Annotated in this window: 19 protein-coding genes; 8 read left to right on the forward strand and 11 right to left on the reverse strand. The window is 73.0% G+C overall.

Annotated features, from left to right (window positions below; genetic code table 11):
- Positions 1–217 precede the first annotated feature (217 nt).
- The 5 genes from kdpF to ACWEJ6_RS37380 are packed head-to-tail and all read left to right on the forward strand — an operon-like array spanning position 218 to position 7,446.
- Positions 218–307: a K(+)-transporting ATPase subunit F gene (kdpF, locus tag ACWEJ6_RS37360; protein ID WP_352356118.1), complete on the forward strand. Its 90-nt coding sequence runs from the start codon at positions 218–220 to the stop codon at positions 305–307.
- Positions 307–1,968 (forward strand): potassium-transporting ATPase subunit KdpA, encoded by a 1,662-nt coding sequence (gene kdpA / locus ACWEJ6_RS37365; protein ID WP_452429948.1) that lies wholly within the window; start codon positions 307–309, stop codon positions 1,966–1,968. Before kdpF ends, kdpA begins: the two co-directional genes overlap by 1 nt.
- A 1-nt stretch (position 1,969) precedes the next feature.
- Positions 1,970–4,075, forward strand: a complete 2,106-nt coding sequence (gene kdpB / locus ACWEJ6_RS37370; protein WP_358301270.1) for a potassium-transporting ATPase subunit KdpB — start codon at positions 1,970–1,972, stop codon at positions 4,073–4,075.
- Positions 4,076–4,909 carry a potassium-transporting ATPase subunit C gene (locus ACWEJ6_RS37375; RefSeq protein ID WP_452429951.1) on the forward strand — a complete coding sequence of 278 codons (834 nt, stop codon included), beginning with the start codon at positions 4,076–4,078 and terminating at the stop codon, positions 4,907–4,909.
- On the forward strand, positions 4,906–7,446 hold the full coding sequence (locus ACWEJ6_RS37380; RefSeq protein WP_387678416.1) for an ATP-binding protein: 2,541 nt from the start codon (positions 4,906–4,908) through the stop codon (positions 7,444–7,446). The genes ACWEJ6_RS37375 and ACWEJ6_RS37380 overlap by 4 nt, the downstream gene beginning before the upstream one ends.
- 15 nt (positions 7,447–7,461) lie before the next feature.
- On the opposite strand, the gene ACWEJ6_RS37385 is transcribed toward ACWEJ6_RS37380, so the two are convergent.
- From ACWEJ6_RS37385 to ACWEJ6_RS37405, 5 genes are all read right to left on the reverse strand, one after another.
- Positions 7,462–7,842, reverse strand: coding sequence for a DoxX family protein (locus ACWEJ6_RS37385; RefSeq protein ID WP_452429953.1), 381 nt, complete (start codon positions 7,840–7,842; stop codon positions 7,462–7,464).
- A 150-nt stretch (positions 7,843–7,992) separates the two neighbouring features.
- Entirely contained in the window at positions 7,993–8,445 is a 453-nt protein-coding gene (locus ACWEJ6_RS37390) for a MarR family winged helix-turn-helix transcriptional regulator (protein ID WP_452429955.1), read from the reverse strand.
- A 76-nt stretch (positions 8,446–8,521) separates the two neighbouring features.
- Complete coding sequence (locus ACWEJ6_RS37395) at positions 8,522–9,136, reverse strand: hypothetical protein (RefSeq protein WP_452429957.1); 615 nt, start codon at positions 9,134–9,136, stop codon at positions 8,522–8,524.
- 132 nt (positions 9,137–9,268) lie between these two features.
- A complete protein-coding gene (locus tag ACWEJ6_RS37400) occupies positions 9,269–9,907 on the reverse strand; it encodes a response regulator (protein WP_452429959.1) in 639 nt (212 codons plus the stop codon).
- Positions 9,904–10,953, reverse strand: coding sequence for a sensor histidine kinase (locus ACWEJ6_RS37405; protein ID WP_452429961.1), 1,050 nt, complete (start codon positions 10,951–10,953; stop codon positions 9,904–9,906). Before ACWEJ6_RS37405 ends, ACWEJ6_RS37400 begins: the two co-directional genes overlap by 4 nt.
- A gap of 87 nt (positions 10,954–11,040) precedes the next feature.
- Between ACWEJ6_RS37405 and ACWEJ6_RS37410 the strand changes: the two genes are divergently transcribed.
- Complete coding sequence (locus tag ACWEJ6_RS37410; RefSeq protein WP_452429963.1) at positions 11,041–11,685, forward strand: hypothetical protein; 645 nt, start codon at positions 11,041–11,043, stop codon at positions 11,683–11,685.
- On the opposite strand, the gene ACWEJ6_RS37415 is transcribed toward ACWEJ6_RS37410, so the two are convergent.
- Positions 11,663–12,787 (reverse strand): FAD-dependent monooxygenase, encoded by a 1,125-nt coding sequence (locus ACWEJ6_RS37415; protein ID WP_452429965.1) that lies wholly within the window; start codon positions 12,785–12,787, stop codon positions 11,663–11,665. The two genes, ACWEJ6_RS37410 and ACWEJ6_RS37415, sit on opposite strands and share 23 nt — an antisense overlap.
- Before the next feature lie 63 nt (positions 12,788–12,850).
- Between ACWEJ6_RS37415 and ACWEJ6_RS37420 the strand changes: the two genes are divergently transcribed.
- On the forward strand, positions 12,851–13,303 hold the full coding sequence (locus ACWEJ6_RS37420) for a MarR family winged helix-turn-helix transcriptional regulator (protein ID WP_452429967.1): 453 nt from the start codon (positions 12,851–12,853) through the stop codon (positions 13,301–13,303).
- 19 nt (positions 13,304–13,322) lie between these two features.
- Here ACWEJ6_RS37420 and ACWEJ6_RS37425 read toward each other — a convergent pair whose 3' ends face one another.
- Positions 13,323–14,288, reverse strand: coding sequence for an alpha/beta fold hydrolase (locus ACWEJ6_RS37425; protein WP_452429969.1), 966 nt, complete (start codon positions 14,286–14,288; stop codon positions 13,323–13,325).
- An 85-nt stretch (positions 14,289–14,373) separates the two neighbouring features.
- Here ACWEJ6_RS37425 and ACWEJ6_RS37430 point away from each other — a divergent pair, with 85 nt between their 5' ends.
- Positions 14,374–14,961 carry a TetR/AcrR family transcriptional regulator gene (locus ACWEJ6_RS37430; protein WP_452429971.1) on the forward strand — a complete coding sequence of 196 codons (588 nt, stop codon included), beginning with the start codon at positions 14,374–14,376 and terminating at the stop codon, positions 14,959–14,961.
- Between the two features lie 54 nt (positions 14,962–15,015).
- On the opposite strand, the gene ACWEJ6_RS37435 is transcribed toward ACWEJ6_RS37430, so the two are convergent.
- From ACWEJ6_RS37435 to ACWEJ6_RS37450, 4 genes are read right to left on the reverse strand one after another with little or no spacing between them, the layout of a single operon-like run.
- Positions 15,016–18,804: a type I polyketide synthase gene (locus ACWEJ6_RS37435; RefSeq protein ID WP_452429973.1), complete on the reverse strand. Its 3,789-nt coding sequence runs from the start codon at positions 18,802–18,804 to the stop codon at positions 15,016–15,018.
- Between the two features lie 49 nt (positions 18,805–18,853).
- The gene (locus ACWEJ6_RS37440) at positions 18,854–19,897 is read right to left on the reverse strand and encodes a ketoacyl-ACP synthase III family protein (RefSeq protein ID WP_452429975.1); all 1,044 of its coding nucleotides are present in this window, start codon (positions 19,895–19,897) and stop codon (positions 18,854–18,856) included.
- A 20-nt stretch (positions 19,898–19,917) separates the two neighbouring features.
- A complete protein-coding gene (locus ACWEJ6_RS37445) occupies positions 19,918–20,172 on the reverse strand; it encodes an acyl carrier protein (RefSeq protein WP_358301306.1) in 255 nt (84 codons plus the stop codon).
- Positions 20,169–21,179, reverse strand: coding sequence for a ketoacyl-ACP synthase III family protein (locus ACWEJ6_RS37450; RefSeq protein ID WP_452429977.1), 1,011 nt, complete (start codon positions 21,177–21,179; stop codon positions 20,169–20,171). Before ACWEJ6_RS37450 ends, ACWEJ6_RS37445 begins: the two co-directional genes overlap by 4 nt.
- Positions 21,180–21,251 lie beyond the last annotated feature (72 nt).

Raw genomic sequence — 21,251 nt, forward strand, 5'->3', positions numbered from 1 at the left:
GAGGCCGTCAAGATTCGGGCGGCGGCCGTATGGAAACCGTCAAGAACGGCAAAACACCCCATTTTCCGGCGTTTGCTGGATCTGCGGCCGCCCGTCGAGGGGCGGCAGTGATCTCATCATCGAACTGAGGAGTGGGGATGGCCGACGTCATCTTCGTCGCCCTGACGATCGCGATCTTCGTGGTCTTCGGGCTGGTCGTGCGGGCGGTGGAGCGGCTGTGAGCGCCGTCAACGCCACTGGTCTCATCGTGGTCGCCGGCCTGGTGATCTTCATGATCGCGGCCCTGCTGTTCCCGGAGCGGTTCTGATGAGTACGACCCTGGCCGGAATGATCTTCATCGTCTCCCTGATCGCGGCGCTGGCCCTGGTGCACAAGCCGTTCGGCGACTACATGCACCGCGTCTACTCCACGACGAAGCACAACGTCGTCGAGCGCGGCATCTACCGCCTGCTGGGAGTGCGGGCCGACACCGAGCAGAGCTGGCCGGTCTACGCCCGCAGCGTGCTGGCCTTCTCGGTGGTCTCGGTCCTGGTCGTGTACGGCCTCCAGCGCCTGCAGGACAAGCTGCCGCTGAGCCTCGGCATGGAGCCGGTCACCGGCCACATCGCCTGGAACACCGCGATCAGCTTCGTCACCAACACCAACTGGCAGGCGTACTCGGGCGAGTCCACGATGGGCCACCTGACCCAGATGGCCGCCCTGGCCGTGCAGAACTTCGTCTCCGCGGCCGTCGGCATGGCGGTCGCGGTGGCCCTGGTCCGCGGGTTCGCCCGCCGCAGGTCCGGCACGATCGGCAACTTCTGGGTGGACCTGGTCCGCGGCACCCTGCGCATCCTGCTGCCGATCGCCTTCGTCGGCGCGCTGGTGCTGGTGGCGGGCGGCCTGGTGCAGAACTTCTCCGGCGTGCACGAGGTGACCACGCTGACCGGCGGCACGCAGGGCGTCACCGGCGGCCCGGTCGCCTCCCAGGAGGTCATCAAGGAACTGGGCACCAACGGCGGCGGCTTCTACAACGCCAACTCGGCCCACCCGTTCGAGAACGCCACGAGCTGGACGAACTGGTTCGAGATCTTCCTGATCCTGGTGATCCCGTTCTCGCTCACCCGCACCTTCGGCCGGCTGGTCGGCCAGGTCCGGCAGGGGTACGCGATCCTCGCGGTGATGGGCGTGCTGGCCCTGGCGAGCGTCCTGCTCACCAACGTCTTCGAGCTGTCCGGGAACGCCACCGTGCCGCAGGCGGCCGGCGCGGCGCTGGAGGGCAAGGAGCTGCGCTTCGGCGTCTCGAACTCGGCCACCTTCGCCGCCTCGACCACCCTCACGAGCACCGGGGCGGTGAACTCCTTCCACGACTCCTACACGCCGTTCGGCGGCATGATGACGATGGTCAACATGATGCTCGGCGAGGTCGCGCCCGGCGGCGTCGGCTCGGGCCTGTACGGCATGCTGATCCTCGCCGTGATCACGGTGTTCGTGGCGGGCCTGATGGTCGGCCGCACCCCCGAGTACCTGGGCAAGCGCATCGGCGCCCGGGAGATCAAGCTCGCCTCCCTGTACTTCCTGGTCACCCCCGCCCTGGTGCTGGTCGGCACCGCGTTCGCGATGGGCTCGGCGGAGCGGCGCGCGAGCATGCTGAACGGCGGCCCGCACGGCCTGTCGGAGGTCCTGTACGCCTTCACCAGCGCCTCCAACAACAACGGCTCGGCCTTCGCCGGCCTCACCGTCAACACCCCCTGGTACGACGTGGCGCTCGGCCTGTGCATGGCCTTCGGCCGGTTCCTGCCGATCATCCTGGTGCTGGCGCTGGCCGGTTCGCTGGCGGCGCAGTCGCCCGTCCCCGAGGGCGCCGGCACGCTGCCCACGCACCGGCCGCAGTTCGTCGGCCTGGTCGTCGGCGTGACGGTGATCCTCGTCGCCCTCACCTTCCTCCCGGCACTCGCGCTCGGCCCGATCGCAGAAGGACTGTCCTGACATGTCAACCCCCGTACTGGACAAACCCTCCCCCGCACGGCGGGACGGCCGCGTGGGCGGCGGCCTGCTGGATCCCCGGCAGCTCGTCAGGTCCCTTCCCGACGCGGTCAGGAAGCTGAACCCGGCCACGCTGTGGCGCAACCCCGTCATGCTGATCGTCGAGGTCGGCGCGGTGTTCACCACCGTCCTGGCGATCGTCGATCCGTCGTTCTTCGCCTGGGCGACCGTCGTGTGGCTGTGGCTGACCGTAATCTTCGCCAACCTGGCCGAGGCCGTCGCGGAAGGGCGCGGCAAGGCGCAGGCGGCGACGCTGCGCAAGGCCAAGACCGACACCCGGGCCCGCCGCCTGCGCGGCGACGCCGAGGGCGGGTGGGACACGGTCGGCGCGCCCGAGCTGCGGCAGGGCGACCTGGTGGTGGTCGAGGCCGGCGAGGTCATCCCCGGCGACGGCGACGTGGTCGAGGGCATCGCCTCGGTGGACGAGTCGGCCATCACCGGCGAGTCCGCGCCCGTCATCCGCGAGTCGGGCGGCGACCGCTCGGCGGTGACCGGCGGCACGAAGGTGCTCTCCGACCGGATCGTCGTCCGGATCACCCAGAAGCCCGGCGAGAGCTTCGTCGACCGCATGATCGCCCTGGTCGAGGGCGCCAACCGGCAGAAGACGCCCAACGAGATCGCGCTCAACATCCTGCTGGCCGCCCTGACGATCGTCTTCCTGGTCGCCACCGTCACCATGCAGCCGCTGGCCGTCTACTCCAAGCAGATCAACCCCGGCGTCCCCGACTCGCTCGCGCTCGACGCGAACGGCGTCACCGGCATCGTGCTGGTCTCGCTGCTGGTCTGCCTGATCCCCACCACGATCGGGGCGCTGCTGTCGGCCATCGGCATCGCCGGCATGGACCGTCTGGTGCAGCGCAACGTCCTGGCCATGTCCGGCCGCGCGGTCGAGGCGGCCGGTGACGTGTCCACGCTGCTGCTGGACAAGACCGGCACGATCACGCTGGGCAACCGGCAGGCGGCCGAGTTCGTCCCCGTGGACGGGATCACCGAGGCCGAGCTCGCCGAGGCCGCCCAGCTCTCCAGCCTCGCCGACGAGACCCCCGAGGGCCGCTCGGTCGTGGTGTTCGCCAAGGAGCGGTACGGCCTGCGCGAGCGCGAGATCCACGGCGCCGAATGGGTGCAGTTCACCGCCCAGACCCGCATGTCCGGCGTGAACCTGGACGGCCGCGAGGTCCGCAAGGGCGCGGCCACCGCGGTCATGAAGTGGGTGCGCGACAACGGCGGCCACCCCACCGACGACGTCGGCCACATCGTGGACGGCATCTCCGCCTCCGGCGGCACCCCGCTGGTCGTGGCCGAGCGGGGCCGCGTGCTCGGCGTCATCCACCTCAAGGACGTCGTCAAGCAGGGCATGCGCGAACGCTTCGACGAGATGCGCCGCATGGGCATCCGCACCGTCATGATCACCGGCGACAACCCGCTCACCGCCAAGGCCATCGCCGACGAGGCCGGCGTGGACGACTTCCTGGCCGAGGCCACCCCCGAGGACAAGCTGGCCCTGATCAGGAAGGAGCAGGAGGGCGGCCGCCTGGTCGCGATGACCGGCGACGGCACCAACGACGCCCCCGCCCTGGCCCAGTCGGACGTCGGCGTGGCCATGAACACCGGCACCTCGGCCGCCAAGGAGGCCGGGAACATGGTCGACCTGGACTCCAACCCGACCAAGCTCATCGAGATCGTCGAGATCGGCAAGCAGTTGCTGATCACGCGCGGCGCGCTGACCACGTTCTCGATCGCCAACGACATCGCGAAGTACTTCGCGATCATCCCGGCCATGTTCGCGGCCGTCTACCCGGGCCTGGACGCGCTCAACGTCATGCGCCTGTCCAGCCCCCAGTCCGCCATCCTGGCCGCGGTGATCTTCAACGCGCTGGTCATCGTCGCGCTGATCCCGCTGGCGCTCAGAGGCGTCCGGTACCGGCCGTCCAGCGCGTCCAAGCTGCTCTCGCGCAACCTGTACGTCTACGGCCTGGGCGGCATCGTCGCCCCCTTCATCGGCATCAAGCTCATCGACCTGCTGATCCAGTTCCTTCCGGGGATGTCATAAATGGAACGCCTGCCAAGCTGGGTCCGCCAGCACCTCGCCGCCCTGCGCGCCGTCGCCGTCCTGACCGCGCTGCTCGGCATCGTCTATCCGCTGGTCACCACCGGGGTCGCCCAGGCCCTGTTCAACGGGCACGCCAACGGCTCGCTCGTCGAGAAGGACGGCAGGGCCGTGGGCAGCGCGCTCATCGGCCAGTCCTTCACCGACGCCGACGGCAGGCCGATCAGGAAGTACTTCCAGTCCCGCCCGTCGGCGGCGGGCGACGGCTACGACCCGACCTCGTCCGGCGCGAGCAACCTGGGCCCCGAGGACGTCGTGGACACGCTGCCGGTCGCCGGCCAGGAGGGCCGGCAGTCGCTGCTCACCCAGGTCTGCGCCCGTTCCAGGGCGGCCGGCGAGCTGGAGGGCGTCAGCGGCGCCCGCCCGTACTGCACCCCGGACGGGGTCGGCGCGGTGCTCAAGGTCTTCCCCGACCGGGCCGTCAGCGTCAACCAGGCGTGCCCGGCCACCCCGTTCGTCGCGACCTATCAGGGCAGGCGGGTGGAGTGCGCCGAGCCGGGTGAGGACTACGCGGCCGGGCGCACCGTCCCGGTCCGGGGGGAGGCCGAGGCGAAGGTCCCGGCCGACGCGGTCACCGCCAGCGGCTCCGGGCTCGACCCGCACATCTCCGTGGCCTACGCCGAGCTCCAGGCGCGGCGGGTGGCCAGGGAGCGCGGCCTCGGCCAGGCCGAGGTCGAGCGGCTCATCAAGGAGCACACCACCGGCCGGGCCGTCGGCTTCATGGGCGAACCGGCCGTCAACGTGCTCGAACTCAACCTGGCGCTCGACCGCTCATGAGCAGGGGCCGCCTTCGGGTCTACCTCGGGGCGGCGCCCGGGGTCGGCAAGACGTACGCGATGCTCGGCGAGGGCCGCCGCGCGCGGGAACGCGGCCGGGACGTGGTCGTCGGCCTGGTCGAGACCCACGGCCGTCCCCGCACCGCCGCCCTCCTGGAAGGCCTGGAGATCATCCCGCGCCGGACCGTCGTCCACCGCGGGGCCACCTTCACCGAGCTGGACGTGGACGCCGTCATCGCCCGCCGGCCGAAGGTGGCGCTGATCGACGAGCTGGCCCACACCAACGTGCCCGGCTCGAAGAACGTCAAGCGCTGGCAGGACGTGGACGAGATCCTGGACGCCGGCATCGACGTCGTCTCCACGGTGAACATCCAGCACCTGGAGTCGGTCAACGACGTCGTCCAGGAGATCACCGGCGTGCCGCAGCGCGAGACCGTGCCCGACGAGGTGGTGCGCCGCGCCGACCAGATCGAGCTGGTGGACATGTCGCCGGAGGCGCTGCGCCGCCGCATGGCGCACGGCAACGTGTACGCGCCGGAGAAGGTCAGCGCCGCCATGTCCAACTACTTCCGCGTCGGCAACCTCACCGCGCTGCGCGAACTCGCGCTGCTGTGGGTGGCCGGCAAGGTGGACGACCAGCTCGACCGCTACCGCGCCGACCACGGCATCGCCACCACCTGGGAGACCCGCGAGCGGGTGGTGGTCGCCCTGACCGGCGGCCCCGAGGGCGACACGCTGGTCCGCCGGGCCGCCCGCATCGCCGCCCGCACCAAGGGCGCCGACCTGCTCGCGGTGCACGTCACCAGCGCCGACGGGCTGGCCGGCGCCGACCCGGCCAGCCTGGCCCGCCAGCGCACGCTGGTGGAGGACATGGGCGGCAGCTACCACCAGGTCGTCGGCGACGACGTCCCGCGGGCGCTGCTCGACTTCGCGCGCGGCGTCAACGCCACCCAGCTCGTCCTCGGCGCCTCGCGCAGGGGGCGGTTCGCGCAGATCTTCTCCCGGGGCGTCGGCGTGGAGACCACCGCCCGGTCCGGCTCGATCGACGTCCACATGATCACGCACGAGGAGGCCAAGCAGGGACGCCGCCGGCCCGCCCGTACGCGGGCCGCGCTCACCCGCACCCGGCGGGCGAGCGGCTGGGCCCTGGCGGTGGCCGGGATGCCGCTGCTGACGGCCGCGCTGGCGCCGTTCCGGGACATGTTGTCGCTGCCCAGCGAGATCCTGTTCTTCCTGTGCCTGACCGTCGGGGTGGCCCTGGTGGGCGGCATGTGGCCGGCCATCACCGCGGCCGTCGGCGGTTCGCTGCTGCTCAACTGGTTCTTCACCGCGCCGGTGGGCGAGTTCACCATCGCCGCCCCGGAGAACCTGTTCGCGCTGGTCGTGTTCGTGCTGGTGGCGGCGGCGGTGAGCACGATCGTGGACATCGCCGCCCGCCGGACGAGGGAGGCCGCGCGGGCCGGCGCCGACGCCGAGCTGCTGTCCACCATGGCCGGTCACGTGCTGCGCGGCGAGGCCGCGGTGTCCTCGCTGCTGGAACGCATGCGCGAGACCTTCGGCCTGACCTCCGTCACCCTGCTGGAACGGCGGCCCGAGGCCGCGCGCGCGCCCGACCAGCACTCCGACCCCGACGCCTGGCGGATCGTCGCGACCTCCGGCGGCGCCCCCGCCACCTGCCCGGGACGGTCCGACACCGACGTCGTCATCGACGAGGAACTGGTCCTGGCCGCCCGGGGCGAGCCGCTGGAGGCCGCCGACCGCACGGTGCTGGAGGCGTTCGCCGCCGAGACCGCCGTCGCGCTGCGCCAGGAACGCCTCCAGCAGGAGGCCGAGCTCGCCCGCCCGCTCGCCGAGGCCGACCGGATGCGCACCGCGCTGCTGGCCGCCGTCAGCCACGACCTGCGCACGCCGCTCGCCTCCGCCAAGGCCGCCGTCGAGAGCCTGGGCAGCACCGAGGTCGCCTGGTCGGAACAGGACCGGTCCGAGCTGCTCGCCACCGCGAAGGAGTCGCTGGACAAGCTGGACCGGCTGGTGGCGAACCTGCTGGACATGAGCCGCCTGCAGGCCGGCGTGCTCGGGGTGAGCGCGCAGCCGCTGGCGCTCGAAGAGATCGTGCCGCGCGCCATCGACGATCTCGGCCCGCTGCGGGACCGCGTCGAAGGCGACGTCTCCGTCGAGCTGCCCGACGTGCTGGCCGATCCCGCGTTGCTGGAACGCGTCCTGGTCAACCTCATGGCCAACGCCGTGCGCTTCAGCCCGCCCGGCCGGACCGTGCTGGTCACCGCCAGCGGGCACGGCGACCACGTCGAGATCCGGGTGATGGATCGCGGCCCCGGCATCCCGCCGGAGGCGCACGACCGCGTCTTCCAGCCGTTCCAGCGGCTCGGCGATCGCGACAACCACTCCGGCGTCGGGCTCGGGCTCGCCCTGTCCCGCGGGCTCGCCGAGGCCATGGGCGGCACGCTCGTGCCCGACGAGACCCCCGGGGGCGGTCTCACCATGATCCTCACCCTGCCCGTCGCCGCCCCCGGACGGTGAGGCCCGGGGCTCGCGTCAGAGGGCGGCCAGGCCGAGCGCGAAGGCGGCGGCGCTGAGGATCATCAGCAGCAGGGACGGCAGGGTGTCCTTGGCGGCGTCGCGGGCCCTGAGGTGGGTGGCGACGGCGCCGGCCATGAGGAGCGCGAGGCCGGCCGCGGCCGCGACCCCGAGGACTTCGACCCACAGCCCGGCGACCAGCCCCACGGCTCCGAGGATCTCCAGCGCGCCGATGACCCGCATGAGCCCGGCCGACACCCCGAGCTTGCCCAGCTGGGCCGCCATGGCGTCCTTGCCGGTGAGCTTGGGGAAGCCGGCGCCGGCGAAGGCGAGAGCCAGCAGGAGGGACAGCACGACGATGGCGATGAACATGAACGCGAGCTCCCCGCGATAGAACATTCAATACTTCAGTGACTGAAGTATGTTCTACCAGAAGTTTTCTGCGCGACGCACCAAAGGGTCGGCGCAGCGACGGCGAGGAGGAGGGGGTGGCCCATCGCCCGGAGGCCAGTGGCAGGGGCGAGGAGGAGGGGGGCGATCGCCCGGAGGTCAGTGGCGGGGGCGCGGGCCGGCGGCCGACTGGGCCAGACGGAGCAGCGACAGCAGCGCGGTGCGCTGGTCGTCGTCGAGCACCGAGATGATCGGCGCCCGCTCGAAGAGGCGGGCCAGCAGGCGGCCGCGGAGCTCCTGGCCGGACTCGGTGAGCACGAGCCGCTTGGCCCTCCGGTCGGCGGGGTCAGGCTCCCGGCGCAGGAAACCGCACTGTTCGAGCGCGTCCGCGATGCCGGTCACGTGGGAGGGCTCGCAGTGCAGCTGGCCGGCTATCTGGCCCATGCGCAGCGGTTGCCCGAGCTGGAGCAGGGTGTGGGCCTGCGGCACGGTGAGCCCGACCGCGGCGGCCGTCTCGTCGAAGTGCGCCCGCAGGGCGGCGTCCGCGGCGAACAGGCGTTCCACGATCTCCTGGCCCTCGGGATCCGGCCAATCGATCTCCAGCTCCGCCACGACTCCCCCGCTGCCCACACTGTTTCAGCTCTTGAACTATATGCCCGTCATGCGCCGGCGGGCGCAACGCCAGGCGTCACACGGCGGCCGGCACGGCGGGCTCGGCCACGCGGTGCCGGCCGTCGGCCGCCCGGGACGCCCGCGACACCCGGGCCATCGCCAGGAAGGAGACCAGCAGGCAGGCGGCGCCCAGCGGCATGAGGTCCTTCTCCACGAACGGCACCATGACGTCGGCGACCACCAGGACGGGCGTCCACGGCTTGACGCGACGCTGGACGGCGAGCTGGAGGACCAGGCCGATCTGGGCGACGAAGAACAACATCGGCCCGAAGTCGTAGACCACCTCCTGCACCCCGGGAACCGACTGGACCTGGTCGAAGAGCACGCCCATCGCGGCGTGGTCGGCCGAGCGGAATCCCACGACGATGTCGATGGAGAACTGGGCGATCAGCGTGGTGATGCCGACATATCCAGCTACGGCCAGCCCGGTCGCCAGACGGCCGCGGCCGGCCAGCCTGCGCATCTCGTGGAAGGTCACGGCGAAGAACGCCAGGGCGCCGATGAAGGCCAGGTGCCCGGTCGTCCAGGCCAGGCCGGGACCGCGGCTGCCGTCGAGGCCGTCCAGGATGCGGAGGACGCCGTAGGTGAAGGTGAGCACGGGGGCGGCGACGAAGGCGATGCGGGGGTTCATCTCGTTGACTCCTTAGCGGTGATGACCTCCCCAATCCTGGTTTTCCGCGGCCTGCCGGACATCGCCGGAGCGGGCGAAGTCCCGTCTCGCTCTTGAGCGGGATGCGGTACCCCACCTCCCTCCTGGGAGGGATCATTCCCCGACCGGGCCGACGAGGCCGAGCTCGTAGGCGAGCACCGCCGCCTGGGTGCGGTCGCGGGCGCCGAGCTTGTCCAGGAGGTTGCCGACGTGCGTCTTGACCGTCTCCCTGGTGACGTGCAGCGCGGCGGCGATCTCCGCGTTGCTTCGCCCGAGCGCGATGTGCCGCAGGACGTCCAGCTCGCGCGGCGTCGGCTCGACGGGCAGGCGCCGGCGGGCGCTGCCCACGTGCGGCGCGGCGATGCGGCGCAGCGCGTCGGGGAAGAGCACCGCGTCGCGCCGGTGCACCAGGCGGACCGCCTCCACCAGCTCGCCGGCGGGCGAGCGTTTGAGCACGTAGCCGGCGGCTCCCGCGCGCAGGGCGCCCCAGACGAGCTGGTCGCTCTCGAACGTGGTGACCATGACGACGCGCGTCCTCGGCGAGCGGCGGGCCAGCTCCCGGGTCGCGGCCAGGCCGTCCATGACCGGCATGCGGATGTCCATGAGCACGACGTCCGCGCCGGCGCCGGCCGTGACCGCCGCTCGTCCGTCGGCGGCCTCGGCCGTCACCTCGATGTCGTCGTGCAGGGAGAGCATGGTCGCCCAGCCCGAGCGGATGAGCTGCTCGTCGTCGGCCAGGACGACCCGGATCACAGCGGCAGGCTCGCCCGGACGCGCCACGTTCCGCCCACCTCCTCCCAGGTGCACGTCCCCCCGGCGAGCCGGGCCCGCATGCGCATGCCGGTCAGGCCGCGCCCCGGCTCCCCCAGCCTGCTCAGGGTCGCGTTGTCCATGGTCAGGGTCAGTTGTTCGGCGACGGCGACGGCGAGCGTGACCGGGCCGTGCCCGTGCCGCAGGGCGTTGGTGAGCGCCTCCCTGGCGATCGCGAACGCGGCCCGCGAGGTCGCGGGCGACACCTTGCCGAGGTGGCCGACGCTGACCCGGACGTCGAGGCCGCGGGTGAGCGTGCCGAGCGCCTCCAGGGTGGGCGTCCGGCCGGCCGCGCCGTCGTCGAGCACGCCGAGCAGCACGTCGAGCTCCTGCTGGGCGTTGCGGGCGGTGGTCGTCAGGTGGCCGAGCGACTGGGCGGCGAGCTCGGGGGCGGCGCGGCGCAGCGCCGCCTCGGCCGCCATGGCCTGCACCAGGACGACGCTGAGTGCGTGGCCGACGGAGTCGTGCAGCTCCAGGGCGAGCGACTGGCGGCGGTCCAGCTCGTCGATCAGCCGGGACGGCTCGGAACGCAGCAGCCGCCGCGCGACCCAGCGCTGGCCGAGCCCGGCGGCGACCATCGCGGCCAGCACGACGGCGGTGAGCAGCAGCACCTCGGCCACCTGGCCGGGCGCCGCCTGCCAGGCCCGCGGCAGCAGCCCGGGGGACAACGCCAGGACGGCCGCGCTGAGCGTCCCGCCGACGTACAGGTGCAGGCTGGTCAGGGCCACCAGGTAGAGGCGGTCACCGCGTTCGGGCACGTCCACGTCGAGCAGGTCCGACAGCGCGATCACCTCCAGGCGGCGGGTCAGCGGCAGCAGCGCGAGCAGCACCGAGGCGGGCAGGCACGCCGCCCACAGCGCCAGCAGGCGGCCCGGCGTCAGCTCGGCCAGGATCGGCAGGCCGAGCCCGGCGGCGACCGGAGCCAGCAGCGCGGCGCCCAGGAGCTGGTAGACCCCGGCCCGCGCGGCCTGGGCGAGAGGGCGTTTCACGTGGACCGACGTTAGCCGACGCCGCCGGGGCCGCACTCCCCCGCCGGGGGGAGGCAGGGCGGCCCGGTCGTTCCTAGCGTGAGCGCCATGACGAGAACTGATCGTTCGCGCGGCGCCGCGGCGCCGCTCCCCGTGGCCGCCGCAGTCGCGGGATCGCCGGTGACCGGCGGGCGGCTGCGCACGGCGTGGCGGGCCGCCCACGCGCCGGTGGCCGGGGTGCCCCGCTGGGCGCGGATCGCCGCCTACGCCGTGCCGTTCACCGTGCTGCCGTCCAGCCTCTGGCGGTTGCCCGCGGCGTTCGACCGCGGGATCGGGCTCGGTGAACGGCTGTACGTCGTGTTCCTGTCGATCGTGTCGGAGCTGGCGGCGTTCACCGCCGTCGGGCTGGTGGCCGCGTGGGGTGAGCGGTTCCCCCGCTGGGTCCCCGGGTTGCGTGGCCGCAGGGTGCCGACGCCGGCCGCCGTCGTTCCGGCGGCGTCGGGCGCCGTGCTCCTGACGGTCCTGTGGACGTCCGCCTTCGTGACCGAGCTCGCCGGGGTGACCATGCGCGGCGAGCCGATCCCGCCCGACTTCCCCAGCCGGGCGGGCGGCTGGGAGGCCGCGATCTTCGCCGTCTGCTACCTTCCGCTCCTGCTGTGGGGGCCGCTGCTCGCCGCCGTCACCTACGCCTACCACCGGCGCCGGAGCCCGCGACCCGGCGTGCCCGCGCTCAGTGGGCGAGGGCGGCGGTGAGGCGGTTGCTGAAGCGGGCGAGCAACCCGCTCTGGGACGTCTCTGAGACCATCCGGCCGACGAACGGGGGGATGCGCCAGTTGGCCGGGCTGCGCCGGGCCAGCCTGGACACCAGGTTGACGTGCGGGTAGCGGGCTCGTTCGTAGGCGCGCAGCCGTTGCGCCGGGTCGCCGCCCTTGGCGAGCTCGCGGCCGAGCACCCACACGTCCTCCAGGGTCTGGTTGGCGCCCTGTCCGAGGGTGGGGGGCATGAGGTGGGCGGCGTCGCCGAGCAGGGTGACGCGGCCCTTGCCCCACTCCCGGCGCACCTTCTGCCAGTGGTGGCCGAAGAAGTCGAGGTCGGCCTCCGACGCCTGGGCGAGCAGCTCGGGGACGGGCGACGCCCAATGGCCGAAGCGGCGCCGCAGCTCGGCCAAAGGCGCGGCCGGACGCGGCTCGCCGGGAGCCCAGCGCACGTCGAACCACCATTGGAGCTTGCCGTCACCGGCGGGGATGATCCCGCAGGCGCCCTCCTTACCGGTGATCATGAGGTGCAGATGGGTGCGGGCGAGGTCGATGTCGATCCGGCTCAATGCCTGCCAGGTGCCGAACGTGGCCGTCCGGATGGGGACGTCGCCCCACAACGCGCGCCGGACGACCGAGTGGTGGCCGTCGGCGCCGATCAGCAGGTCGCCGGTGGCCGTCGAGCCGTCCTCGAAGGTCGCGGTCACCCGGTCGCCGTCCTGGGTCACGGTCCGGCAGGCCGTGCCGTAGCGGATCAGGTCGCCGGGCAGCCCGTCGGCCAGCCGTTCCAGCAGGAGACGGCGGGAGACCGACTTGTTCGGGAAACCGTAGAGCGTGGCCGCGTGGGCCATGTCGGAGGTGAGCCGCAGCCGGCCGTCCGCGGTCAGCGCGTCGATCCGGTCGAACCGGCCGCCGACGCCGTCAAGGGTGACACCGAGGTCGTGCAGCACCGCGGCGCCGTTGCTGAAGATGCTCAGCCCGGCGCCGCCGGTGCGCATGGCGGTGGCCTGTTCGTAGATCCGCACCTGGTGACCGGCGGCGAGCAGGCTGCGCGCGACGGCCAGGCCGCCCACGCCGGCGCCGATGACAACAACGTCCATTTTATCTCCAAAACGAAGTTACTTCGATTCAAAGATACATCGCTGTGAAGTACATTGGGGCGAGTGACCGACAACCACCCAGAAGCGGACGTCTACCGCGAGTTCCTGATCGCGGTCATGCTGCACATCGAGGCGATCGCCGACCGGCTCGGCGTGCACCACGTGGACGTGGCCGCGCTCATCCTGCTGGAGATGCGCGGCCCCCTCCCGGTGGGGGCGATCTCCGAGGAGCTGGGGCTCCCGTCCGCGTCCGCGACCCGGCTCATCGACCGTCTGGAGAAGGCCGGCTACGTGCGGCGGGTACGCGGCGAGCGCGACCGGCGCATGGTCACGGTTGAGCTGCTGGAGGGCGGCATGGCCGAGTACCACGCCACCCGCGTCACCTCCGAGCGGCACCTGGAGCAGATCCGCGGGCAGTTCACGCAGGATCAGGTGCCGCTGATGCTGGGCCTGCTCGCCGGGGTCGCCCGCGCCTACCGCTCGGCCACCAGGGAGATCCGCGAGCAGCCCGGCTGACAAGCCCCGGCCCGTGGCGTCAGGGCGTGCCGCCGGCAGTGTCTCCGGCAGTGTCGTCAGCGCGGTCGACCTCGTCGGCGAAGGCGAGGACCCGGGTGTTGACGCGGTCGGGGAACTCGCCGTTGAGTGCGTGGGAGGCGTCCGGCCACAACTCGACGACGCCCCGGGCGAGCAGGCGGCGGGCCCGCAGGGCGGCCTTGCGCGGGTTGTGGATGATGCTGCGCCCGGCGATCAGCGCGAGCACCGGCACGCCGAGCCCGGCCACCTGGTCGTCCGCGGGGTACGCAGGCGGCGGCAGGAACGCGGTGAAGTCCCGCATCCCGGCCGAGATCAGGTTGGCGACGGGCTCGTCGGCCGAGGCGTCGGCCCCGCCGGAGATCCAGCTCAGCAGCTTCCTGCGCCACGACTCGGGGAAGAACGGCACCACCGAGCCCAGCGAGAAGACGACGACCTTCCAGGTGATCCGGCCGAACAGGTTGGCGGGGTCGAGCACGCTCACCGAGGCGATCCGCTCCGGCACGCGCAGGGCCAGGTGGAAGGCGCTCCACCCGCCGATGGACACCCCGACCAGGTGCACCCGGGCGAGGCCGAGCCGGTCCAGCAGTTCGGCCAGCCAGGTCGCCTGGTCCGCCGCGCCGTCGAACGCCCGGGTCTGCACCGACAGGCCGGGCTCCCCGAGCAGGTCGACGGTGTAGACCGGCCGCCGGGCGACGAGGCCGGCCAGGTTCGCCTCCCACATCGGGGTGGCCGAGGTGCGCCCCGGCAGCAGGAGCAGCGGCACGCCGTCGCCGCCGCCGCCGAAACGGTAGACCCGGACGGATCCGAAGCCGGTCACCACGTCGTGGATCTCGGCAGGTTCGGGGAGCTGGGCCATGGCGTCGTCGTAGGCGTTGCGGTAGCGCGCGAAGGCGGGGGCGTCGCGGAAGTGGCCGAGCCGCCGCGCGCGGAACGCGGCTCCGATGTTGGGTTCCACTAGATCGTTCACGTGCGGGATCCTTCGTTCGCCCTTCGCGATACGATCGTATCGCAACAACGTCACGATACACTCGTATCGCAAAGAGAGGGGGGCCGTGCCGAAGCAGGTGGACCACGCGGCGCGGCGGGCCGAGATCGCCCATGCCGCGCTCAAGCTGTGCGCCCGTGACGGCTTGGCCGGGGTGAGCATCGGCGGGGTCGCCCAGGAGGCCGGCGTCTCCAAGGGGCTCGTGCAGCACTATTTCGGGGCGAAGGCCGACCTGATGCGCGCCGGCGCGCAGCTGCTCAGGCAGGAGATCGAAGGCCATGTCCGGGAGGCGCTGCGGGAGGCCGCCGGGCCGGCCGACACGCTGCGGCGCACGCTGCTCGCCGTCGTCGAGCTGGGCTCGCGCGCTCCCGTGCTGCTGCTCGCCGGGCACGCGTTCCTGGCCAGGGCCGTCGACGATCCCGACGTGCGCGAGCTGTACCGCGCGGGCGGCGACGCGGTGCACCGCGAGATCGCCGCGCTCGTGGCCGCCACCGCCGCGGACCCCGGCGTCGAGGCGGGCGCCGAGGCGCACGTGCTGCTCGCGCTCGCGCGCGGGCTGGCCGACGGGGTGCTGGTCGGGGAACTGGGCATCGCCGAGGCGACCGCCGTCCTCGACCACCAGCTCCGCCGGCTCGGCCGGCCGGCGGGCTCCTGACCGGACGCCGCGGGCGGCCCGGGGAGATCCTCCGCCGGGCCGCCCGCGCCGCTCTCACCCGCCGATCGCGGGCATGCCCTCCGGTACGGCCTCCGCCGCCGCCTCCGGCCTGGCCGCCGCGAGCAGCTCCACCAGCCGGTCCGCGATCGCGGCGATGGTGGGCTGCTGCCACAGCAGGGTCGCGGGAAGACGGCAGCCGAAGCGCTTGTCCAGCCGCCGCCGGACCATGACCGTCATCACCGAGTCCAGCCCCTGCTCGACCAGGGGACGACGGACCGCCAGGTCCTCGGGGGCCAGCCGCATCACGGCCGCGATCTCCGCGCGCACCTCGGGCAGGACGTGCTCGCGCAGACCCGCCGCCGTCAGCCCGGCGAACGACTCCGCGGGCCCGCCCAGCTCCTCCTCGGCCGGGACGGGCGCGTCGATCACCGGGTAGCGCAGCCCCGTGAGGTGTCCCACCACCCGGCCGTCCGGGTCGGCCAGCAGCGCCCGCACGGTGTCGTCGGCGGCCCGGTCCACGGCCGCGTCGATGACCACGGTCGCGGGCGGGGCGCCGGTCAGCACGACCTCGTCGATGCGCACGACCATGCGCAGCACCGGGTCGCCGGGGAACACGCAGGGCGCCACGGACATCGCCGCGTCCAGCGCCGGGGCCCAGCTCTCGGCGTCCCCGGTCCGGACGGTGGCGCGCAGCGCGCCGTCGCCGCCCAGCAGCGTCTCGATCGTCCAGTCGAACCCCGTCGAGGGCACGCCGACGGCGGCCAGCCGCCGGTGCACGAACGTGGGGTCGATCGGGGTCAGAGCGCCGGCGTCGGGCAGCACGTCGGGCTTGACCTGGCCAGGAGCGGCCACGTCGGCGGTGACGTGCACCAGCCAGGCCGGTTCCGGCTCGCCGGGGGCGGCCGGCGTACGGGCCGCGAGCCGTATCGCCGGAGGTTCGTGCACGACCTGGACCTGCCGGCGTTCCGCGGTCATCAGCGGATGCGTCATCTCCACGCCGGTGAGCGTGACGTCCTCGTCCTCGGCGGCGTGCAGGAACGTGTTGACCAGCACGGCGGCGGGCACGATCTCGATCCCGTTGAGGGTGTGGCTGCCCGGGTAGGGCCGGTTGGCGTCCTCCAGGCCGGTCCGCCACACGCGGGTCCGGCTGCCGGCGAGGCGGGTCCCGGCGCCGAGCAGGGTGTGGGAGCGCACGTCGTGCCCGCGGTTGCCGTCGTCGCCGGAGTCCTCGCGCCAGTGGCGGCGGTGCTGCCAGGCGTACGGAGGCAGGTCGGTGAGGCCGCCGTACGGCTGCAGCCGGTTCCAGTCCACCTCGACGCCGTGACAGTGCGCCGTGCCCACCGCGGCCAGGAAGCCGGGCAGCTCCGGCTGGTTCCGGCGCAGCGAGGTGCCGACGAACACGTCCTCGAACCCGTTCTCCGACAGCGTCTCGGTGACGGAGTGCGCGACCACCGGGTGGGGGGAGATCTCCAGGAACACGCGGTGGCCGTCCTGCGCCGCGGCCGTCGTCGCCGCGGTCAGCCGCACGGGGTCACGGAGGTTCGCCGCCCAGTACGCGCCGTCCGGCACGGGCGTCGCCCGGGGGTCGCCCAGCGCGGTCGTGTACATGGGGATGCTGGGTGCGCCGAACGACAGATCGGCGACGGCGGCGGCCAGCTCGACGGCCAGCGGTTCCATGTGCGGGCTGTGGAAGGCGACGTCCGAGGCCACCCGCCGCACCACGATGCCCTCGGCCGGCCAGTCCTCGACCACCGCCTCGACCGCGGCGACGTCGCCGGACAACACGGTGGAGCCCGGCGACGACGAGATCGCGGCCACCAGGTCGGTACGCCCGGCCAGCCGCTCGGCCGCCTCCTCGAAGGACAGGCCGACCATCACCATGGCCCCCTTGCCCTCGGCCTGCCGCAGCAGCCGCGAGCGGCGGCAGATCAGGCGGGCGCCGTCGGCGGCGGTCATCGCGCCGGCCGTCACCGCCGCCGCGATCTCGCCGACGGAGTGGCCGATGACGGCCCGCGGCGCGACTCCGTACGCGTTCCAGAGCCGGGCGAGGCCCAGCTGCATCACGAAGATCATGGTCTGCACGCGGTCGATCGTGTCGAGGTCGCCGTCGGCCAGGACCTGCCGCGGCGAGAAGCCGATCTCCTCGGCGAAGATCGGCTCCACCTCGTCGACCAGGGACGCGAAGTCCGGCACGGCCAGCAGCTCCCGCCCCATGCCGCGCCACTGGCAGCCCTGCCCGGAGAACACCCAGACCGGCCCGGGGCCGAGGTCGGGCAGCACGTCCCCGGTGAGCACCGCCTCGGCCGGCACGTCGTCGGCGAGCCTGCGCAGGTGGGCCGCCAGCTCGTCGCCGTCCGTCCCGATGACGACGGCGCGGCGGGCCAGATGGGTGCGCCGCAGCGCCAGCGTGTGCCCCGCCGACGCCGGGTCGACGCCCGTCCCGAGGTGATCGGCGAGCCGGCCCGCGTACTGCCGCAGTGCCTGCTCCGACGCGGCCGACAGCGGGAACAGCCGCTCCGCGCGGGGAGGCGCCTCCTCCTGCGCGGGCGCGTGCCGGGCCGGCGGGGCCTGTTCGAGCACGATGTGCGCGACCGTGCCCCCGTACCCGAAGCTGGAGACGCCCGCCCGGCGCGGGTGGTCGCGCTCCGGCCAGGACGATCGCCGCGTCACCACGCGCAGGCCCGAGGACTCCCACGGGACGGCCGGGTTGAGGGCGGACAGCACGCTCGGCGGGATCTCCCCGCGGTCGAGGGCGAGCACCGCCTTGATGACGCCGGCGATGCCGGCGGCGCCTTCGAGGTGGCCGATGTTGGACTTGACCGAGCCGATCAGGCACGGGTCGCCGGCGGGCCGCCCCGCGCCGTACACCGAGGACAGCGCGCCCGCCTCCAGCGGGTCGCCGAGCCGGGTGCCGGTGCCGTGCGCCTCGACGTAGTCGACGGTGGACGGCGCGACGCCCGCCTGCCTGCAGGCCCGGGCCATCACGTGCTCCTGGGCCTCGCCGCACGGCGCCATGATGCCGTTGGTGTGGCCGTCCTGGTTCACGGCGCTGCCGATGACCAGCGCGAGCACGCGGTCACCGTCGCGCTGCGCGTCCGACAGGCGCTTGAGCACGACCACGCCGCAGCCCTCGCCGCGGCCGTAGCCGTCGGCCGCCGCGTCGAACGACTTCGACCGCCCGTCGGGCGCCAGGGCGCCGGCGGTGCCCAGCGTGAGCGTCTGGCCGGGGGTGACCAGCAGGTTGACGCCGCCGGCGAGGGCGACGTCGCTCTCGCCGAGCCGCAGGCTCTGCGCGGCCAGGTGCAGCGCGACCAGCGACGCCGAGCAGGCGGTGTCGATCGCCATGCTGGGGCCGCGCAGGTCGAGGGAGTAGGAGATGCGGTTGGCCACGGCGCAGGTCGCGGCGCCGATCCCGGTCCACGCCTCGATCTGGGGCAGGTCCTCCAGCAGCCGGCCGCCGTAGTCGGCTGTGCAGACGCCGACGAACACCCCGGCGTCGGTCCCGGCCAGCTCGTGCGGCGGCAGCCCGGCGTGCTCCAGGGCCTCCCAGGCGGTCTCCATGAGGATGCGCTGCTGCGGGTCCATCAGCTCGGCCTCGCGCGGCGACAGGCCGAAGAACTCCGCGTCGAAGCCCTCGATGTCGCTCAGGAAGCTGCCGTGCCGTACGGCGTCGCGCAGCGCGGCGGCGTGTTCGGGGCTGCGGGTCTCGTAGCGGCGCCAGCGTTCGGCGGGCAGCGGCCCGGTCGTGTTGCGGCCGGCGCACAGCAGGTCCCAGAACTCGTCCGGTGAGTGGACGTCGCCGGGGAGACGGCATCCGATCCCGACCACCGCGACTGGTTCCACCCGGGCTCCGCGCGGAGTGTCGACCATCTGCGTTCGTTTCCCTTCGATGTCAGGCCCAATGAGGAGTTTCGAGAATTTCGAGCACGGCCCCGGAGACGGTCACCCCTGGCCCGGTGCCGAGCATGAGCAGGTGGTCGCCGGGGCCCAGCTGCCCGGTCGTGAGCAGGTGGTCGAGGGAGAGGACCTGGTCGCCGGCCCCGCAGTGGCCGATGGTGCGGCCGTAGTCCCAGGTGGAGCGGGACATGGGCAGGTCGACCACGGCCATGCACCGCTGTTCGACGATCTCCTCGGAGTAGTTCATGAACGCCACGCGGGTCAGGTCGCGGGCCTCGATCCCGCTCTCGTCCAGCACGCGCTCGACGATCTCCATCAGCGCCCGCTGGATGGTGAACAACGCCGCGCCGGCCTCGCCCTTGGGCATGACCTGCTGCCGGAACTGCTCGTTGCGGGCCGCGAAGCTCATCCGGCGCCCGACCGTGACGCCCGGCGGGAACAGCGGTTCGCTGCCCCGGTGCAGCTCCTCGGCCTCGGCCACCGTCGTCGTGCAGACCGACGCCAGGCGGGCGAACCCGTGGTCCTTGGTGAGGACGAGCGCGGCGGCGGCGTCCCCGCCGATGTAGCCGGGGCCCATCCGCCACCGGTCCATCAGCGGGGTGCCGTAGTTGTCGGCGGCGACCAGCAGGGCGGCCTGCCTGCCGGGCGCGGCGGCCAGGTGACCGGCCGCCAGTTCCAGGGCGATGAACATGCCGTTGCAGCCCTGCCGGATCTCGGTGGCCAGCACGTCTCCGCCGACGAGATGACGTTGCAGGTAGGAGTGCGGGGGCCAGCCGTCCGGGCCCTGGTGCCAGGTCGAGGCGTACAGGAGGAGATCGAGGTCGCCCGGCGCCCGGCCGCTGCGCTTGATCGCGCTGCGCGCCGCGTGCAGGGCCATCTCCGGAGCCGGCACGTCGCCGGCGACCACCGTCCCCGCCAGGTTGTGCAGCTCGGCGTCCTCCGCCGGGTACCAGCCCTTGGCGACGGCCTTCTCGACGCTGACGACGGTCCTGGGCAGGTAGGTTCCCACGCCGCCGATGTAGGTGTCCGCGTACCGCATGACTTCCGTCCTCGTCCCGGCTAAGCGGATCGGAGTTCTCTGACCATCGTCACGATGGTCGCGACGTCCCTGAAGTTCTCGGGGTCGAGCATGGCGGCGGTGACCCGGACGCCGACGTCCTTCCTGAGGAAGTTCAGCAGCCGCGCCGTGCGCAGGGAGTCCAGGAGGCCCGACACCAGGAGCGGGGTCGTCTCGTCGACCTTGACGTCGTCGCCGTCCAGGACGAGGTTGTCCTGGACGAACTCGACCAGCCGCCGGGTGAGGTCGTCGCTCACGCGCGTGCTCCTCTCGTGACGGGAGCGGTGGACAGGATCCGGAACGCCGCCGCGGCGACCGACGTGCCGGAGCCGAAGCCGACCATGAGCAGGTGGTCGCCGGGCACGAGCCCGCCGGTCGAGATCAGGTGCTCGAAGGCGATGAACTGGTCGACCGCGCCGCAGTGGCCGACGCGCCGGCCGTAGTCCCAGGTCGTCTGGTCCTCGTCGATGCCCAGCCAGGACATCTGCCCGTCCAGGTCCTCGCGGCGGCCGTGCGGGAAGGCCACCCGGGTGATGTCGGCGAAGCCGATCCCGGCCTCGTCCAGGGTCTGCTCGACCTGCTGCATCATCGTCTTCTGGATCGTCAGGTGGATGCCGGTGCCCTGCGCCTTGAGCAGCCGCTGCCGGAACTCCTCGTGCCGGTCCCCGAAGCTCAGCCCCCTGCCGACGGTGGCGTCCGGGGGGAAGAGCGGGTAGGCGCCGTCGTTGACCGCGTCGGCCTCGGGGATCACCGTCATGTTCACCGACAGCAGCTCGGCCATGCCGTAGTCCTTGCCGAGGACGAGCGCGGCCGCGGCGTCGCCGATCAGCGCCCCGGGGGTCATCCGCCAGCGGTCCACCAGCGGAGTGCCGTGGTTGTCGGCGGAGACCACCATGGCCGTCTCCCGGTCCGCGGCGGCCTGGAGGTAGCTCGCCGCCAGCTCCAGCGAGCTGATCATCCCGACGCAGCCGCTGCGGATCTCGTGCGCCGGCACGCCGCCGCCGAGGAGGTGCATCTGCAGGTAGTGCTGGGGCTGCCAGCCGTTGGGGCCCTGGTGCCAGACCGACGGGTAGAGCAGCAGGTCCAGATCGCGCGGGGAGGACTCGCCCCACCGCTCGTAGGCGTCCAGGACCGCGAGCCGCGCCATCTCCGGCGCCGGCATGTCGCCGGCCACCGCCGCGCCGAGCTGCCGGTACCTCTCGGCGTCCGCGGCCGGGTACCAGCCTTCGCGGACGGCCTGCTCGACGCTCACGCTGTCAGGCACGTAAACGCCCAGGCTCCTGACGAACATGTTGGGTGTACGCACACGCCCCCTAACTCATCGACGAATCCCGGA

The organism is Nonomuraea sp. NPDC004702 (assembly GCF_053601695.1).

What these genes read in the sequence shown, in the direction of transcription:
- ACWEJ6_RS37440 (WP_452429975.1), bottom strand. Translation starts at nt 19,897, where the DNA reads ATGCGGTACGCGGACACCTACATCGGCGGCGTGGGAACCTACCTGCCC.
- kdpB (WP_358301270.1), top strand. Translation starts at nt 1,970, where the DNA reads ATGTCAACCCCCGTACTGGACAAACCCTCCCCCGCACGGCGGGACGGC.
- ACWEJ6_RS37395 (WP_452429957.1), bottom strand. Translation starts at nt 9,136, where the DNA reads ATGAACCCCCGCATCGCCTTCGTCGCCGCCCCCGTGCTCACCTTCACC.
- ACWEJ6_RS37410 (WP_452429963.1), top strand. Translation starts at nt 11,041, where the DNA reads ATGACGAGAACTGATCGTTCGCGCGGCGCCGCGGCGCCGCTCCCCGTG.
- ACWEJ6_RS37385 (WP_452429953.1), bottom strand. Translation starts at nt 7,842, where the DNA reads ATGTTCTATCGCGGGGAGCTCGCGTTCATGTTCATCGCCATCGTCGTG.
- ACWEJ6_RS37380 (WP_387678416.1), top strand. Translation starts at nt 4,906, where the DNA reads ATGAGCAGGGGCCGCCTTCGGGTCTACCTCGGGGCGGCGCCCGGGGTC.
- ACWEJ6_RS37415 (WP_452429965.1), bottom strand. Translation starts at nt 12,787, where the DNA reads ATGGACGTTGTTGTCATCGGCGCCGGCGTGGGCGGCCTGGCCGTCGCG.
- kdpA (WP_452429948.1), top strand. Translation starts at nt 307, where the DNA reads ATGAGTACGACCCTGGCCGGAATGATCTTCATCGTCTCCCTGATCGCG.
- ACWEJ6_RS37375 (WP_452429951.1), top strand. Translation starts at nt 4,076, where the DNA reads ATGGAACGCCTGCCAAGCTGGGTCCGCCAGCACCTCGCCGCCCTGCGC.